The organism is Bacillus sp. X1(2014) (assembly GCF_007678255.1).
Window position 1 is genome coordinate 429,739 of record NZ_VEED01000003.1, and the last position, 13,863, is coordinate 443,601.

A 13,863-nucleotide genomic window follows, 5' to 3' on the forward strand; every position below is an offset into this window, starting at 1 on the left:
CATTTATTAAGTAAATTCCATGTAAGAAAATCTAACATATCATTGACAACTTTTCTAACACGAAATATAATAGCATTATAAACAAACCCGAAGGGAGGAGTAATTAGGTGAGTGGAAAAGAAATTCGCCGTTCCATGCCGCTGTTCCCGATCGGAACGGTCATGCAGTTAACGGAACTTACAGCCAGGCAAATTCGATACTACGAAGAACACCAATTGATTTCTCCAGCTAGAACCGAAGGGAATAGACGCCTATATTGCTTAAATGATATTGATAGGCTTCTAGAAATTAAGGATTTGATTGATCAAGGTGTGAACATGGCTGGTATAAAACAATTATTCCTAGTTAAAGAACAACAACAATCTAATATTATCGAACAACAAACAGAGAAGTCCAAACGCGAATTAACAGATGAACAACTTAGAAAGCTGTTGCGTAACGAAATGATGCATTCAGGCCGTAACAACCGATCGTCATTACGTCAAGGAGATATGTCAAGATTCTTCCATTAAATTGGAAGCATCTTCTCAAAAAATAGGGGGTAAGAACATGGCAAAGTATTCAAGAGAAGATATTAAAAGATTAGCTGTTGAGGAAAACGTAAAATTTATTCGTTTACAATTCACCGACATCCTTGGAACCATTAAAAACGTAGAGATTCCAATTTCTCAACTAGAAAAAGCACTTGATAACAAAATGATGTTTGACGGATCTTCCATCGAAGGTTTCGTACGTATTGAAGAGTCTGATATGCTGCTTTATCCAGACCTTAATACATGGGTAGTATTCCCTTGGACAGCTGAAAAAGGGAAAGTTGCCCGCTTAATTTGTGATATTTATACTCCAGAAGGAAAACCATTTGAAGGGGATCCTCGTAATAACTTAAGAAGAGTATTGAAAGAAATGGAAGAGTTAGGTTTCACTAACTTTAATCTTGGACCTGAGCCGGAATTCTTCTTATTCAAATTAGATGAAAAAGGCGAACCAAGTTTAGAATTAAATGACCAAGGCGGTTATTTTGACTTAGCACCAACAGATTTAGGTGAAAACTGCCGTCGTGATATCGTTCTTGAGTTAGAAGAAATGGGCTTTGAAATTGAAGCTTCTCACCACGAAGTAGCACCAGGTCAGCACGAAATTGATTTTAAATATGCAGATGCATTAACAGCATGTGACCAAATCCAAACGTTTAAATTAGTTGTTAAAACCATTGCTCGTAAACATGGCTTGCACGCAACATTCATGCCAAAACCATTATACGGAGTAAATGGATCTGGAATGCACATGAACCTTTCATTATTTAAAAATGGAGAAAATGCATTCTATCAGCCAAACGGCGACTTAGAAATGAGCGATGCAGCTCGTCAATTTATCGCAGGAATTTTAAAGCACGCTCCAGCCTTTACAGCGGTAACTAACCCAACTGTAAACTCTTATAAGCGTCTAGTTCCTGGCTATGAAGCACCATGCTATGTAGCTTGGTCAGCAAGAAACCGTTCACCATTAATTCGTATCCCTGCTTCTCGTGGATTAAGTACACGTGTTGAAGTACGTAGCGTGGACCCTGCAGCAAATCCATACCTTGCAATGGCTGTCCTTCTGAAAGCTGGCTTAGACGGAATTAAAAACCAATTAACTCCTCCAGCACCAGTTGATAGAAACATCTATGTAATGAGCAAAGAAGAGAGAATCGAAGAAGGCATCATCGATCTTCCTGCTACATTAGCGCAAGCATTAGATCAATTAAAAGCTGATGAAGTAATCGTGGCGGGTCTAGGCGAGCACATTATGGAACACTTTGTTGAAGCAAAAGAAATCGAGTGGGATATGTTCCGTACAGTCGTTCACCAATGGGAACGCGATCAATATATGAGCATGTATTAATATCATTAAACCCTGTTGCTTGTAGCGACAGGGTTTTTTGTTGGTTTGTGGGGAACTAAAAGGGGGGAATTACCGAGAGGACAAAAAAGAGGCAGGACGGTAAATGAAAGAGGACTGGATTTACTGGGAAGAGGAAAAAAGCAGGCTAGCGTTAAATGAAAGAGGGCTGCATTTACCGGAAGGAGGAAAAAAAGCCTAAGCGGTAAATGAAAGAGGACTACATTTACCGGGAGTAAATTACGTCCGTTTGTTTTGTAAAAGTAACATAAACCACACTTATCAACCTAAACCATTACGGATCACACTAATCGGGCTTTATGAACCGCTCTTATCCGGAGAGAAGCAAAAAAGAGCCCAAACGGTAAATTATATTTAATCAATACATCAAACTACAGTAGTCAATCCCCACACATGCCAAAAAAACTTCCTTATTTCTTGAAAAATTCACAATTATCTTCGTTCTGCTTCTCATATATATTATATGCTTAACTTGAAAACATTTGGGAGGTGCTCTAATTGTATAAACTGCAAATATATAATGCTCAAACCCAAGAAATACTTCGTGAAAAGATGTATAAGAAACCGGATCTTATTTTAAGTTTACTAGAATCAGGAGTAAAAGGTCAGGAATGTTTTCTATTTGATGAGGAACGTAGAACGTTAAAAGGAGATTATGTGAGCCATTCCGTTTTTATGGATGCGGATACGGAAGTTTATAAAGCGCTTTTTAACGTGAAATTATCAGAAATACAAGCAAGGATAGTTAAATAAACTGCTTATATTAATTTGAGAAACGCCAAGATACAATTGTATCTTGGCGTTTCTCTTGATTTATTCATTATTCTTTTCAGTCTGATTTAGTAGTTTGATTTTAGTAAGAATGGCATCACCGCCAATTCCAGCTATAACCGAAAAAAGGATATTTTCCACCAGTGAATTGGGCGCAGTATATACAATAAGAATTAGCGCAGCAACCGCACCAAGGAGAAGTTCTTCTAAAAAGCCGAGATAAATGAATCTTTTCGTTTTCCTAGGCATGATGATTTTTCCGTGTTTACGAACATGTCCAACAATACCAACCATTCCACCAATTACTATAGAGAAAATAATGTCGACTAACACCGTTTCTCAACCTCCTTAAGCCTAAATTTTTTGGACCTAAGGTAAATCTTGGTGTAGTACAATTATATCAAACATTAACAACATGGGAATGAGTAAAAATACTGAATTTTCACTATATAAATTACATGTTGTGATAAAAATGAAAAATTTTCCCAATAGCATGACGAAAAAAGAGCCTGCACCGTAGTGCAAACTCTCTATTAATGAATATGCCGATAAACGCCAATAACTTTTCCTAGAATTGAAACATTCCTTAATATAATAGGGTCCATTGTAGAATTTTCCGGCTGCAGGCGTATGTAATCTTTTTCCTTAAAAAATCTCTTACAGGTGGCTTCATCTTCCTCGGTCATAGCTACAACGATATCACCGTTATTTGCGGTTGGCTGCTGTTTCACAATGACGTAGTCTCCATCTAGTATCCCAGCTTCTATCATACTCTCACCCATGATTTCTAGCATGAACACTTGTTCATCTGCAGGTGCAAGACTTTCTGGAAGCGGGAAAAATTCTTCGACATTCTCAATAGCTGTAATTGGTAATCCTGCAGTTACTTTACCAACCACGGGAACATTTACTACCGCATTTCTTGGTATATGTGCAGCTATATCTGCTTCTAATATTTCAATTGCTCTTGGTTTGGTTGGATCCCGTCTAATCAGTCCCTTGCTTTCTAACCTTGCTAAATGACCGTGAACAGTTGAGCTGGATGCTAGTCCAACTGCTTCTCCAATTTCTCTAACTGAAGGGGGATATCCTTTACTCTTAACCTCACTTTTAATGAAGTCTAAGATATCCTGCTGCCGCTTTGATATTTTAGCCATGATAAAATCCACCTCGTCTGGTTTTTGTTGACTTTATTATACCATGTTCGTATTTTTTATACAAACATAAGTTCGAAAAGATAGTTGACAACAAACAAACGTTCGACTTATAATCAAATTAATAAAACGAACATATATTCTTAGTAGAGGTGTTTTTATATGAAAAAATTATGGAACAAATACTCCTATGCTATTACTCTAATTATTTTAAGTTGTTCATTTTCCTTCATACTATCTTTACAACATCATTCAAATGATCAAGATCAGTTTTTGAAGATTACAATTTCAGAAGGTGATTCACTTTGGGGAATCTCTGACCAATATTCCGAACAACATTCATTATCTAACCAAGAATTTGTTGCATGGATAAAAAAGCATAATGAAATTGATGAAGATCGAATTTTTCCTGGAGAAGAAATTATTATTCCGGTAAGTAACGAAGAAGGTTCATCAACACAAGAATTAGCTAGTGCTGTGGGTGAATAGAAAGGAATACAATGAAAGCAATTATATACTGCCGTGTCAGCACCAATAAAGAAACACAAGAAACATCATTAAAGCGCCAAGAAGAAGAATTAACACAACTTGCTGAGTCCTATCACTTTGAAATTGATAGGGTCATTAAAGAAAAAGCAAGTGGTTACGATTTCGACCGAGAAGGCATTTTTCAATTATTAGAACGAATCAAAGATGATCAAGTTCATGCGGTTTTAATCCAGGATGAAACCCGCCTTGGTAGAGGGAACGCTAAAATTGCGATATTGCACTGTATTTTAAAAGAAAATATTAAACTTTTTAGTATCTCTCATAGTGGGGAATTGCAACTGTCAGAATCAGATTCCATGGTCTTAAAAATTGTTGGTATGGTGGAGGAATATCAACGAAAACTTCATAACGCGAAGATTAAGCGCGGCATGAAGCGGGCTGTCCAGAATGGTTATAAACCTGAAAAAAACTTAAAAAATCTAGGGGATGCTTCCGGACGCGAAAAAATTGAGGTGCCGGTAGAAGAAATTGTAAGGTTAAGAAAGAATGGATTAATTTTTGCTGAAATAGCTGCGACTTTGAGAGGTTTTGGTTATAACATTTCCAAGGCAACCGTACATAGAAGATATCAAGAATATATCGAATCGCAAGAAGAGTAAACCTTTTGCCTTGTCATTAGGTTTTTTTTTTAGTAAAATCAGGTGTCATGTAAACAGGTAGAAAGGAAGGTTCACTCCATGCTATCCAAAGAAAAAATGGCTAGAATTAACGAGTTGGCTAGAAAATCAAAATCAACGGGATTAACTGAAGCGGAAGCCAAAGAACAATCAAAATTAAGAAGCGAATATTTAGCAACATTCCGTTCTAATATGCTTGATACCCTAACCAACACAAAGTTCATTGATCCCGAGGGAAATGATGTCACACCAGAAAAAATCAAAGCTAGGAAAAAAAATACTCTTCACTAAAAAATTCAGGGATACAATTTTTGTATTCCTTTTTTACATAGAACGACAATTACTGTGTCAAACTAAAAAATAAAGTGGGTTTTGTCTCTTAGTATTATGCTATTTGTTGAATAAAACACGGTATCAATATAAAATTGAAATGTACTTAGTACCTAGTCATTAGGAAAGGATGTAATTCATGTTTAATAATATTGATGATTTATCTGTTACCTCGATCCGAACCTTATCGATTGATGCAATTGAGAAAGCAAACTCTGGACATCCAGGTATGCCAATGGGTGCAGCGCCAATGGCATATACTTTATGGACTCGTTTCATGAACCAAAATCCGAAGAATCCACGCTGGTTTAACCGTGATCGTTTTGTTTTATCTGCTGGACATGGATCAGCGTTGTTATACAGCATGCTTCACTTGTCTGGTTTCAATTTAAGTATGGATGACCTAAAACAATTCCGTCAATGGGGCTCAAAAACACCTGGTCACCCTGAATACGGCCACACAGAAGGTGTAGAAGCAACAACTGGCCCACTTGGACAAGGGATTGCAATGGCAGTGGGAATGGCAATGGCAGAACGCCATGTTGCAAGTGTATATAACAAAGATAAGTATGAACTTGTGAACCATTTTACATACAGCATTTGTGGAGATGGCGATTTGATGGAGGGTGTATCTGCAGAAGCAGCTTCACTTGCAGGCCACTTGAAACTAGGCCGTTTAGTGGTCCTATATGACTCAAACGATATCTCTCTAGATGGTGACTTAAATAAGTCTTTTTCAGAAAGTGTCAAAGATCGATTCCTATCCTACGGCTGGCAATATCTTCGTGTCGAGGACGGAAACAATCTAGAGGAAATCGCAAAAGCACTTGAAGAATCAAGAAATGATTTAGAACGACCAACGATGATTGAAGTAAGAACAGTAATCGGTTATGGTTCACCAAACCGTGCGGGTACATCAGGTGTTCATGGTTCACCACTTGGAGCTGATGAATTAAAACTTACTAAAGAATCTTATAAATGGACTTTTGAAGAAGATTTCCATGTACCGCAGGAAGTCTACGACAACTTCCAAAAGCTTATCGTTGAAAATGGCGAGAAAAAGGAAAAAGAGTGGAATGACCTTTTCGCTCAATATAAAAAAGAATACCCTGAATTAGCAGCTCAGCTTGAACAAGCATTAAATAATGAGCTTCCAGAGGGTTGGGATAAGGAGATCCCTGTCTATAGTGAAGGGAAAAGCCTTGCAAGCCGTGCCTCATCAGGTGAAGTAATTAATGGTATTGCTAAAAATCTTCCAATTTTTATTGGTGGATCAGCAGACCTTGCAGGATCTAATAAAACGATGATCAAAGGTACGAAAGACTTTATGCCAGGATCTTATGAAGGCCGCAATATCTGGTTTGGTGTTCGTGAATTTGGAATGGGTGCTGCAATGAACGGGATTGCTCTTCATGGCGGAGTAAAAGTTTTTGGCGGAACATTCTTTGTCTTCTCTGATTACTTACGTCCAGCAATTCGCCTAGCTGCGTTGATGGGATTACCTGTTACCTATGTATTTACGCATGATAGTATTGCTGTTGGGGAAGATGGACCAACACACGAACCGGTAGAACAATTGGCAGCATTACGTGCAATGTCAGGAATTTCAGTGATTCGTCCTGCTGACGGAAATGAAACTGCGGCAGCATGGAAGCTTGCTGTTGAGTCAACAAACAAACCAACTGCACTTGTGTTAACTCGTCAGGATTTACCTACATTAAAAGGAACTGATGCCAATGCTTATGAAGGTGTTTCTAAAGGTGCCTATGTGGTTTCTCCTTCTGAGAGAGAAACTCCAGATGCATTGTTATTAGCAACTGGATCTGAAGTAAGCCTTGCAGTAGCAGCTCAAAAAGCACTTGCTGGAGAAGGGGTTCATGTTTCTGTCGTAAGTATGCCTTCATGGGATCGCTTTGAGCAACAATCTCAAGAATACAAAGACTCTATCTTACCAAGAAGCGTGAAAAAGCGTCTTGGAATTGAAGTTGGTTCATCATTTGGCTGGCACAAATATACTGGTGACGAAGGCGATGTATTAGCGATTGATCACTTCGGAGCGTCAGCACCAGGAGAAAAGATTATGGAAGAATTCGGTTTCACTGTAGATAATGTAGCTGCACGTGTAAAAGCACTTTTGCAAAAATAAGATTGTAATTTTTAGGAGAGCGGAATTTATCCGTTCTCTTTTTTTGTGTGGAAAGAAAATTTTTATAATAATATGAACAAAGAATTTTTGCAGGAAAATTCATAAAATCTACCGAAATATAAAAAATAGCTTGCAATTCTGATAATCGACAAAAATAGTGGAAGTTTTTGGCGCCGTAAGACAAATGTTTCGCTTGTCTTTTTTTATAATAGTAAAAAGGGTAACCAACGAAGGAGAGAACAGTGGTGAGAAAATATCAGCTATATTTAATAGAAGATGAATTTGCGACCCATTACTTCGGAAGAGAGCGATTGTTTTTTCAGCTTTTTCAAGAGAATCATAAAGCGAACGGTGAGCTTAAATTTATAACCCAAAAACAAATTTCCTATATAACAAGAAAAGTCGAGGCACTAAAGATCCATCAACTTATTCAAAAGCAGCTTGGAAAAATAAAGGGATTTAAAGCAGAAAATGGTGCATATTCGATGGAATTAAGCGGAAAACTAAGTACGGCAAAGTTAGAAGTTTTCCAAGATTTAATTACCATTGATGCACAAGGGAGCTATGAAGCCGAGACTGCTTTTTTTGAAGTGTTAAGAAAATGTGAGTCATCCTTTTTAGCGCTTGACCTTGAACATCAACGATACGGTTGGTTAAAACCGATAAAAGAAAGAAAATTTATCTGATTGCAGATATTGTCTAATCGTGTTTTATTTAGTACACTGTATGGTAGACAACACGAAGGAGGAAGTTGAATATGTATTACGTTCTAGTTGGTATACTGGCATTAGCAGCTGGTGTAGCACTAGGATTTTTCATTGCTCGTAAATATATGATGAGCTACTTAAAGAAAAATCCGCCTATCAATGAACAAATGCTGAAAATGATGATGATGCAAATGGGTCAAAAACCATCACAAAAGAAGATCAACCAAATGATGGCTGCCATGAACAAGCAACAATCTAAATAAACGGACAAGCAAACACGATCCGATTAGACCAATAATAAACCACCTTTCTGAATTTATTAAATTCCGACAGGTGGTTTTTATTTTAATAAAAATCAGATATTATGACGAATTTATGAAACAAATAGGGATCGAAGAGAACGCTTTCATTTGTGTCGTATAATAGTAGGGACGGGAGGAGATTAGATGAAAATTGACTTGGTTCCTACTACTGTTGTTCAAAGTAATAAGAATTGTGTATTTTGTGGTGATCTATTTGATTATCTGGCCCTTGTAAATGGGGAGAACATACTTGAGGAATTAAAAAATTTCGATCCCCAAAAAGCGGTTACGGACCAGGTGGTTGTTCTGAAGAAGAGCTCAGGCAATAGCACCAAACAACAGAATATCGATTTAGAAATTACGGTTCGATGCCCTCATTGCAATTCAAATAATAGGTTTACTGGCTTTTTCGGTGATGCGGATAAACTAATAGAATTTTAAGTTAAAAGCACCCATATAATTGGGTGTTTTTTCATGTGTAGATCATATTCTTAATCTTCCTTATTTTAATAATATTTGGTAAAATTAAACCTCAGTTATTGGATTAATTTTCCTAACAGCATAAATTTTCTTGTGTTTTGGGGGCGGTTGGATGAAAGTCTTTTTAGACTTAGGCTGGTATTTTAAGAAAGAAAAAAAGGCGTATATTTCTGGGATATTCATTTTAATGCTTGTGGCAGTCCTTCAGCTTGTGCCACCAAAGGTTATTGGAATCATTGCTGACGAAATAAAGGATGGGACCATGACAAAGGTGATACTCCTTCAGTGGATAGGGGCACTCGTTGCTGTAGGCTTGGCTATGTATGTTCTTCGCTTTTATTGGAGAGTGATGATCTTTGGTTCATCCGTAAAACTTAGTAGACTGCTGCGGAATCGACTGTATCAGCACTTTACCAATATGTCCCCATCATTCTACCAAAAACGTCGGATTGGCGATTTAATGGCCCATGCCACAAACGATCTGCAAGCGATTCAGCAAACAGCTGGGGTTGGCGTGTTAACCTTTGTAGATTCACTTTCTACGGGTGGGTTTGTTATCTGTGCGATGGCATTTACGATCAGCTGGAAATTAACATTAATTTGTTTGATTCCAATGCCCTTTATGGTCATCCTTACGAGTTGGTTTGGAACGATGCTCCATCGAACCTTTTATCAGGCACAAGAAGCCTTTTCGTCCTTAAATGATAAAACACAGGAAAGTATTACTGGGATTAAAGTCATTAAGACGTTTGGGCAGGAGAAGGAAGATATTGAGGATTTTCGGAAGCAATCAGAAGATGTTGTTCAAAAAAATATAACTGTTGCAAAAATTGATTCGCTGTTTGATCCAACGATATCTATTATTGTGGGAATTTCTTTCTTTTTATCGATTGTATTTGGTTCCAGGTATGTACTTAATGGGGAATTAACGATCGGACAATTACTTTCGTTTACTACATATTTGGGGTTGCTAATCTGGCCGATGCTTGCATTTGGCTGGTTGTTTAATATTGTTGAGCGGGGCAGGGCTTCCTATGACCGTGTCACCTTGCTCCTTCAGGAAAAAGTAGATATTACCGATCGTGAGGATGCCTTAAACGTTGTGCCGGCAGGAAAAATAAAATTCGACCTTGCGAAGTTTACCTACCCAGGTGAAACTGAACCTGTTTTAAAGGATATTCACTTTTCACTGCAAGCAGGGGAAACACTTGGCATTGTGGGTAAAACGGGTGCCGGGAAAACAACACTATTAAAGCTGCTTATTCGAGAGTTTGATAGTTATCAAGGGGAAATTACCTTTGGAGGGAAGACACTTCAAGCCTACAAACTTGAAAAATTACGTGAAGCGATTGGGTATGTACCGCAAGACCACTTTTTGTTTTCGGCTACAGTCGGTGAAAACATCGCCTTTACAAATCCTAACGCCACTAAAGAGGAAGTAAAGAATGCCGCAAAGTTAGCGAATATCCACGATGACATCCTCCAATTTGTAGATGGTTATCATACGGTTGTTGGAGAAAGAGGTGTGTCCTTATCTGGCGGGCAGAAACAGAGGATTTCGATTGCCCGGGCTATTTTAATGAATCCAGAAGTATTGGTTCTCGACGATTCTTTATCTGCAGTAGATGCAAAAACAGAAGAAGCCATCCTTTCCTCGTTAAGACAGAACCGGGAAGGAAAAACAACCATTATTACTTCTCACCGATTGAGTGCAATTCAACATGCCAATCTCATTCTTGTGCTCGAAGAAGGTAAGATTGTCGAAAGAGGCACCCATGAGGCATTAATGGAAATGGGCGGATGGTATAACCAAATGTATTTACGCCAGCAGCTAGAAGAGCTGGTCGAGCATGGAGGACAATAATATGGAAGAGAAAATACAGCTTTCTGACCGTGAACAACGAAATATATTATTTCGGCTGCTGTCCTACACGAAACCGCATAAAAAACTGGTAGGAATGGCATTTATCTTTCTATTATTAACAACCATCGGTGATATTGTCCTTCCGATCTTAGTCAAAATTTTTATCGATGATTATTTAACGCCAGGAAAGCTCACCTTTCAACCTCTATTAATCCTTGGCTCCACATATATGGGCATTCAAATCATCAAAGCTATTCTGATGTTTTTTCAATTTGTAAAATTCCAAGAGCTTGCTTTAAAAATTATCCAGCAACTTCGAATAGATGTTTTTTCTAAAGTTCAGTCACTTGGGTTAAAATATTTTGATCAAACACCTGCCGGCAGTATTGTTTCCAGGGTAACGAATGATACCGAAGCGATTAAAGACATGTTTGTGACCGTTATTGCAACGTTTATCCAAGGTGGGTTTTTATTATCGGGGATTTTTATTGCAATGTTTATCTTGAATATCAAGCTTGGATTATTATGTGTCATTATCCTTCCAATGCTGTTATTTGTCATGAACCTCTATCGAAAGTTAAGTTCACGATTCTACCTTGATATGCGTGAACGCCTGAGCCAGTTGAATGCCAAGCTAAGTGAATCTTTATCAGGAATGGGCATCATTCAAGTGTTTCGTCAGGAAAAAAGACTCCGTGCTGAATTTGGAATGATAAATGACCAGCACTTTGAGGCAGGAATGAAGAATCTGAAAATTGACGGCCTTCTGTTAAGACCAGCAATTGATTTGATTTACGTTTTAGCATTAATCATTGTGTTATCATATTTTGGGCTCACTTCTTTGAACCATGTGATTGAAATTGGGGTTTTATATGCCTTTATCAACTATCTGGATCGTTTTTTTGAACCGGTTAATCAAATGATGATGAGACTTTCCTTGTACCAGCAAGCGATCGTCGCAGGATCGCGCGTCTTTAAATTATTAGATGAGGAAGAGTTAGCACCCGCACAAAAGGAAGAGAACAGCCAATCGATTGACCAAGGAAAGATTGAATTTAAGGATTTAAGTTTTTCCTATAATGGGAAGCAGGATGTACTTAAATCTATTTCTTTCACTGCGAATCCAGGCGAAACCGTCGCCTTAGTTGGTCATACAGGAAGCGGAAAAAGCTCCATTATTAATCTGCTGATGCGGTTCTATGAATATGAACGGGGTGACATTTTCATTGACGGTCAATCAATTCGAAATTTCACAAAGGCAGAACTCCGGGAGAAAATGGGCCTTGTTTTACAGGATCCATTTTTATTCTTCGGAACGGTAAAGGACAATATCCGCCTGCATGCTAATGACATGACGGACGAACAAGTGGAAGAGGCGGCGAGGTTTGTCCAGGCCCATTCTTTTATCGAAAAATTGGAGAATGGTTTTGATCATAAGGTAGTAGAGCGAGGGACCACCTTCTCTAGCGGTCAAAGGCAATTAATCGCCTTTGCTAGAACGATTGCGACTAATCCGAAGATATTGGTCCTTGATGAAGCGACTGCCAATATTGATACAGAAACAGAGGAAGCCATTCAAACAGCCCTCGCCAAAATGCGAAAAGGTCGAACAACCATTGCGATTGCCCACCGGCTGTCAACGATTCAGGATGCTGATTTAATCTTAGTTTTGCACCAGGGAGAAATTGTTGAAAGGGGAACCCATCAAGAACTACTTGCTCTAGGTGGGTTATACCATAAAATGTTCCTTTTACAAAATGGAGTGGTAGAACGTCTTGAGGATGTTGTTAACTAATGAAGAAAGCCTGGCATCGCTGCCAGGCTTTTAGTATTTTTATAGGAGTTTTTTCTTAACAGGCTGAAGAAGGAACCTTTTTTATATATATTCGATGATATTCATTTAAGAGGTGGTCAAGCTCCTGGCTGTAGCGAATCGCAACGGAGGATGTCAAGCCGTTACTAGTAGCGACTTGAATTAATTCAGCTCGTTTTTTTTCAATTAATTTAACTAAATCATTCTTTGTCACGGCCGATTTCCTTTCCAGAGTAACCCCTAAATATTGGTTAAAACAGAATACTAATATACCAAATTTCAATTGGTTTTACTAGTATAACCTATGTTGTAAATTTTTTCAAAGAGAATTGTAAATAAATATCCATCCAATTTATGCATATACATTTTGTAAAGGACTATTTGTAAAATGCAGAAAAACCAGCGGCGACACAAAATATTCAAGTTCATCATTATCATTTATATCAAACATTTGTTAGAATAGAAACGTATCGACTATAGTGGGAGTGTTAATATGTCAGATGTAAATATATTTTTAGCATTAGGGGCAGGATTTTTAAGTTTTATTTCACCTTGTTGTTTACCGCTTTATCCTGCATTTCTCTCATATATCACAGGTATGTCTGTTGGTGAGTTAAAGAGTGAAAATGCCATGCTTCAAAGACGGAGTCTACTCCACACCTTATTTTTTCTATTAGGCTTTTCAATTATTTTTATTGCGATTGGATTTGGAACTTCGTTTCTAGGAAGCTTTTTCTTACAGTATAAAGATCTGATTCGTCAGCTGGGCGGAATTTTTATTGTCTTCTTTGGTTTAGTGATTGTTGGGATCTTAAATCCGAAGTTTATGATGAAGGATCGCCGCATTGAATTTAAAAATCGTCCTTCTGGATATTTTGGTTCTGTGTTAATTGGAATGGCATTTGCGGCTGGATGGACACCATGTACAGGTCCAATTCTTTCATTTGTTATCTCGCTAGCAGCGACTAATCCTGGTTCTGGGATGATGTATATGATTGCTTATTCGCTAGGTTTTGCGATCCCTTTCTTTATTCTTTCATTCTTCCTTGGCCGGATGAATTGGATTAAGAAGAACAGCGGAAAAATTGTCAAAATCGGTGGTTACATAATGATTGTCATGGGGATTGTTCTATTCTTTGACTGGATGACAAAAATCATATCAATCTTTTCAAATCTGTTTGGTGGCTTTACAGGGTTCTAAATATATAAAAATATAAATATTAATTGT

At 37.9% G+C, this 13,863-nt stretch carries 16 protein-coding genes; 13 read left to right on the plus strand and 3 right to left on the minus strand.

Features of this window, described 5'->3' with window-relative positions; genetic code table 11:
- Nucleotides 1–107: 107 nt before the first annotated feature.
- The 3 genes from FS608_RS09550 to FS608_RS09560 all read left to right on the plus strand — a co-directional run bounded on the left by FS608_RS09550 (nucleotide 108) and on the right by FS608_RS09560 (nucleotide 2,655).
- Nucleotides 108–512, plus strand: coding sequence for a MerR family transcriptional regulator (locus FS608_RS09550; RefSeq protein ID WP_144549331.1), 405 nt, complete (start codon nucleotides 108–110; stop codon nucleotides 510–512).
- Nucleotides 513–549: 37 nt separating this feature from the next.
- Nucleotides 550–1,884 (plus strand): type I glutamate--ammonia ligase, encoded by a 1,335-nt coding sequence (gene glnA / locus FS608_RS09555; RefSeq protein WP_144549333.1) that lies wholly within the window; start codon nucleotides 550–552, stop codon nucleotides 1,882–1,884.
- Between the two features lie 516 nt (nucleotides 1,885–2,400).
- Entirely contained in the window at nucleotides 2,401–2,655 is a 255-nt protein-coding gene (locus FS608_RS09560; protein WP_144549335.1) for a hypothetical protein, read from the plus strand.
- A 60-nt stretch (nucleotides 2,656–2,715) separates the two neighbouring features.
- Here FS608_RS09560 and FS608_RS09565 read toward each other — a convergent pair whose 3' ends face one another.
- Nucleotides 2,716–3,006 (minus strand): DUF4257 domain-containing protein, encoded by a 291-nt coding sequence (locus FS608_RS09565; RefSeq protein ID WP_144549338.1) that lies wholly within the window; start codon nucleotides 3,004–3,006, stop codon nucleotides 2,716–2,718.
- A gap of 200 nt (nucleotides 3,007–3,206) precedes the next feature.
- Complete coding sequence (gene lexA, locus FS608_RS09570; protein ID WP_144549340.1) at nucleotides 3,207–3,830, minus strand: transcriptional repressor LexA; 624 nt, start codon at nucleotides 3,828–3,830, stop codon at nucleotides 3,207–3,209.
- Between the two features lie 159 nt (nucleotides 3,831–3,989).
- Between lexA and yneA the strand changes: the two genes are divergently transcribed.
- The 9 genes from yneA (at nucleotide 3,990) to FS608_RS09615 (ending at nucleotide 12,617) form a co-directional block, all read left to right on the plus strand.
- Complete coding sequence (gene yneA / locus FS608_RS09575; RefSeq protein WP_144549342.1) at nucleotides 3,990–4,316, plus strand: cell division suppressor protein YneA; 327 nt, start codon at nucleotides 3,990–3,992, stop codon at nucleotides 4,314–4,316.
- Between the two features lie 11 nt (nucleotides 4,317–4,327).
- On the plus strand, nucleotides 4,328–4,975 hold the full coding sequence (locus tag FS608_RS09580; RefSeq protein ID WP_144549344.1) for a YneB family resolvase-like protein: 648 nt from the start codon (nucleotides 4,328–4,330) through the stop codon (nucleotides 4,973–4,975).
- Nucleotides 4,976–5,053: 78 nt separating this feature from the next.
- On the plus strand, nucleotides 5,054–5,284 hold the full coding sequence (locus tag FS608_RS09585; protein ID WP_144549346.1) for a DUF896 domain-containing protein: 231 nt from the start codon (nucleotides 5,054–5,056) through the stop codon (nucleotides 5,282–5,284).
- Between the two features lie 178 nt (nucleotides 5,285–5,462).
- A complete protein-coding gene (tkt, locus tag FS608_RS09590) occupies nucleotides 5,463–7,469 on the plus strand; it encodes a transketolase (RefSeq protein ID WP_144549348.1) in 2,007 nt (668 codons plus the stop codon).
- 245 nt (nucleotides 7,470–7,714) lie between these two features.
- Complete coding sequence (gene sirA / locus FS608_RS09595; RefSeq protein ID WP_144549350.1) at nucleotides 7,715–8,155, plus strand: sporulation inhibitor of replication protein SirA; 441 nt, start codon at nucleotides 7,715–7,717, stop codon at nucleotides 8,153–8,155.
- 71 nt (nucleotides 8,156–8,226) lie between these two features.
- A complete protein-coding gene (locus tag FS608_RS09600) occupies nucleotides 8,227–8,439 on the plus strand; it encodes a YneF family protein (protein ID WP_373561664.1) in 213 nt (70 codons plus the stop codon).
- A gap of 183 nt (nucleotides 8,440–8,622) precedes the next feature.
- The gene (locus FS608_RS09605; protein ID WP_144549352.1) at nucleotides 8,623–8,919 is read left to right on the plus strand and encodes a hypothetical protein; all 297 of its coding nucleotides are present in this window, start codon (nucleotides 8,623–8,625) and stop codon (nucleotides 8,917–8,919) included.
- Between the two features lie 151 nt (nucleotides 8,920–9,070).
- On the plus strand, nucleotides 9,071–10,822 hold the full coding sequence (locus FS608_RS09610) for an ABC transporter transmembrane domain-containing protein (RefSeq protein WP_144549354.1): 1,752 nt from the start codon (nucleotides 9,071–9,073) through the stop codon (nucleotides 10,820–10,822).
- 1 nt (nucleotide 10,823) lies between these two features.
- Nucleotides 10,824–12,617, plus strand: coding sequence for an ABC transporter ATP-binding protein (locus FS608_RS09615; RefSeq protein ID WP_144549356.1), 1,794 nt, complete (start codon nucleotides 10,824–10,826; stop codon nucleotides 12,615–12,617).
- Between the two features lie 55 nt (nucleotides 12,618–12,672).
- Here FS608_RS09615 and FS608_RS09620 read toward each other — a convergent pair whose 3' ends face one another.
- On the minus strand, nucleotides 12,673–12,849 hold the full coding sequence (locus tag FS608_RS09620; protein WP_144549358.1) for an aspartyl-phosphate phosphatase Spo0E family protein: 177 nt from the start codon (nucleotides 12,847–12,849) through the stop codon (nucleotides 12,673–12,675).
- A 279-nt stretch (nucleotides 12,850–13,128) separates the two neighbouring features.
- Between FS608_RS09620 and FS608_RS09625 the strand changes: the two genes are divergently transcribed.
- Complete coding sequence (locus tag FS608_RS09625; RefSeq protein WP_098572246.1) at nucleotides 13,129–13,836, plus strand: cytochrome c biogenesis CcdA family protein; 708 nt, start codon at nucleotides 13,129–13,131, stop codon at nucleotides 13,834–13,836.
- Nucleotides 13,837–13,863 lie beyond the last annotated feature (27 nt).

What these genes read in the sequence shown, in the direction of transcription:
- yneA (WP_144549342.1), top strand. Translation starts at nt 3,990, where the DNA reads ATGAAAAAATTATGGAACAAATACTCCTATGCTATTACTCTAATTATT.
- FS608_RS09605 (WP_144549352.1), top strand. Translation starts at nt 8,623, where the DNA reads ATGAAAATTGACTTGGTTCCTACTACTGTTGTTCAAAGTAATAAGAAT.
- FS608_RS09580 (WP_144549344.1), top strand. Translation starts at nt 4,328, where the DNA reads ATGAAAGCAATTATATACTGCCGTGTCAGCACCAATAAAGAAACACAA.
- FS608_RS09625 (WP_098572246.1), top strand. Translation starts at nt 13,129, where the DNA reads ATGTCAGATGTAAATATATTTTTAGCATTAGGGGCAGGATTTTTAAGT.
- FS608_RS09600 (WP_373561664.1), top strand. Translation starts at nt 8,227, where the DNA reads ATGTATTACGTTCTAGTTGGTATACTGGCATTAGCAGCTGGTGTAGCA.
- FS608_RS09615 (WP_144549356.1), top strand. Translation starts at nt 10,824, where the DNA reads ATGGAAGAGAAAATACAGCTTTCTGACCGTGAACAACGAAATATATTA.
- glnA (WP_144549333.1), top strand. Translation starts at nt 550, where the DNA reads ATGGCAAAGTATTCAAGAGAAGATATTAAAAGATTAGCTGTTGAGGAA.
- lexA (WP_144549340.1), bottom strand. Translation starts at nt 3,830, where the DNA reads ATGGCTAAAATATCAAAGCGGCAGCAGGATATCTTAGACTTCATTAAA.
- tkt (WP_144549348.1), top strand. Translation starts at nt 5,463, where the DNA reads ATGTTTAATAATATTGATGATTTATCTGTTACCTCGATCCGAACCTTA.
- FS608_RS09585 (WP_144549346.1), top strand. Translation starts at nt 5,054, where the DNA reads ATGCTATCCAAAGAAAAAATGGCTAGAATTAACGAGTTGGCTAGAAAA.
- FS608_RS09610 (WP_144549354.1), top strand. Translation starts at nt 9,071, where the DNA reads ATGAAAGTCTTTTTAGACTTAGGCTGGTATTTTAAGAAAGAAAAAAAG.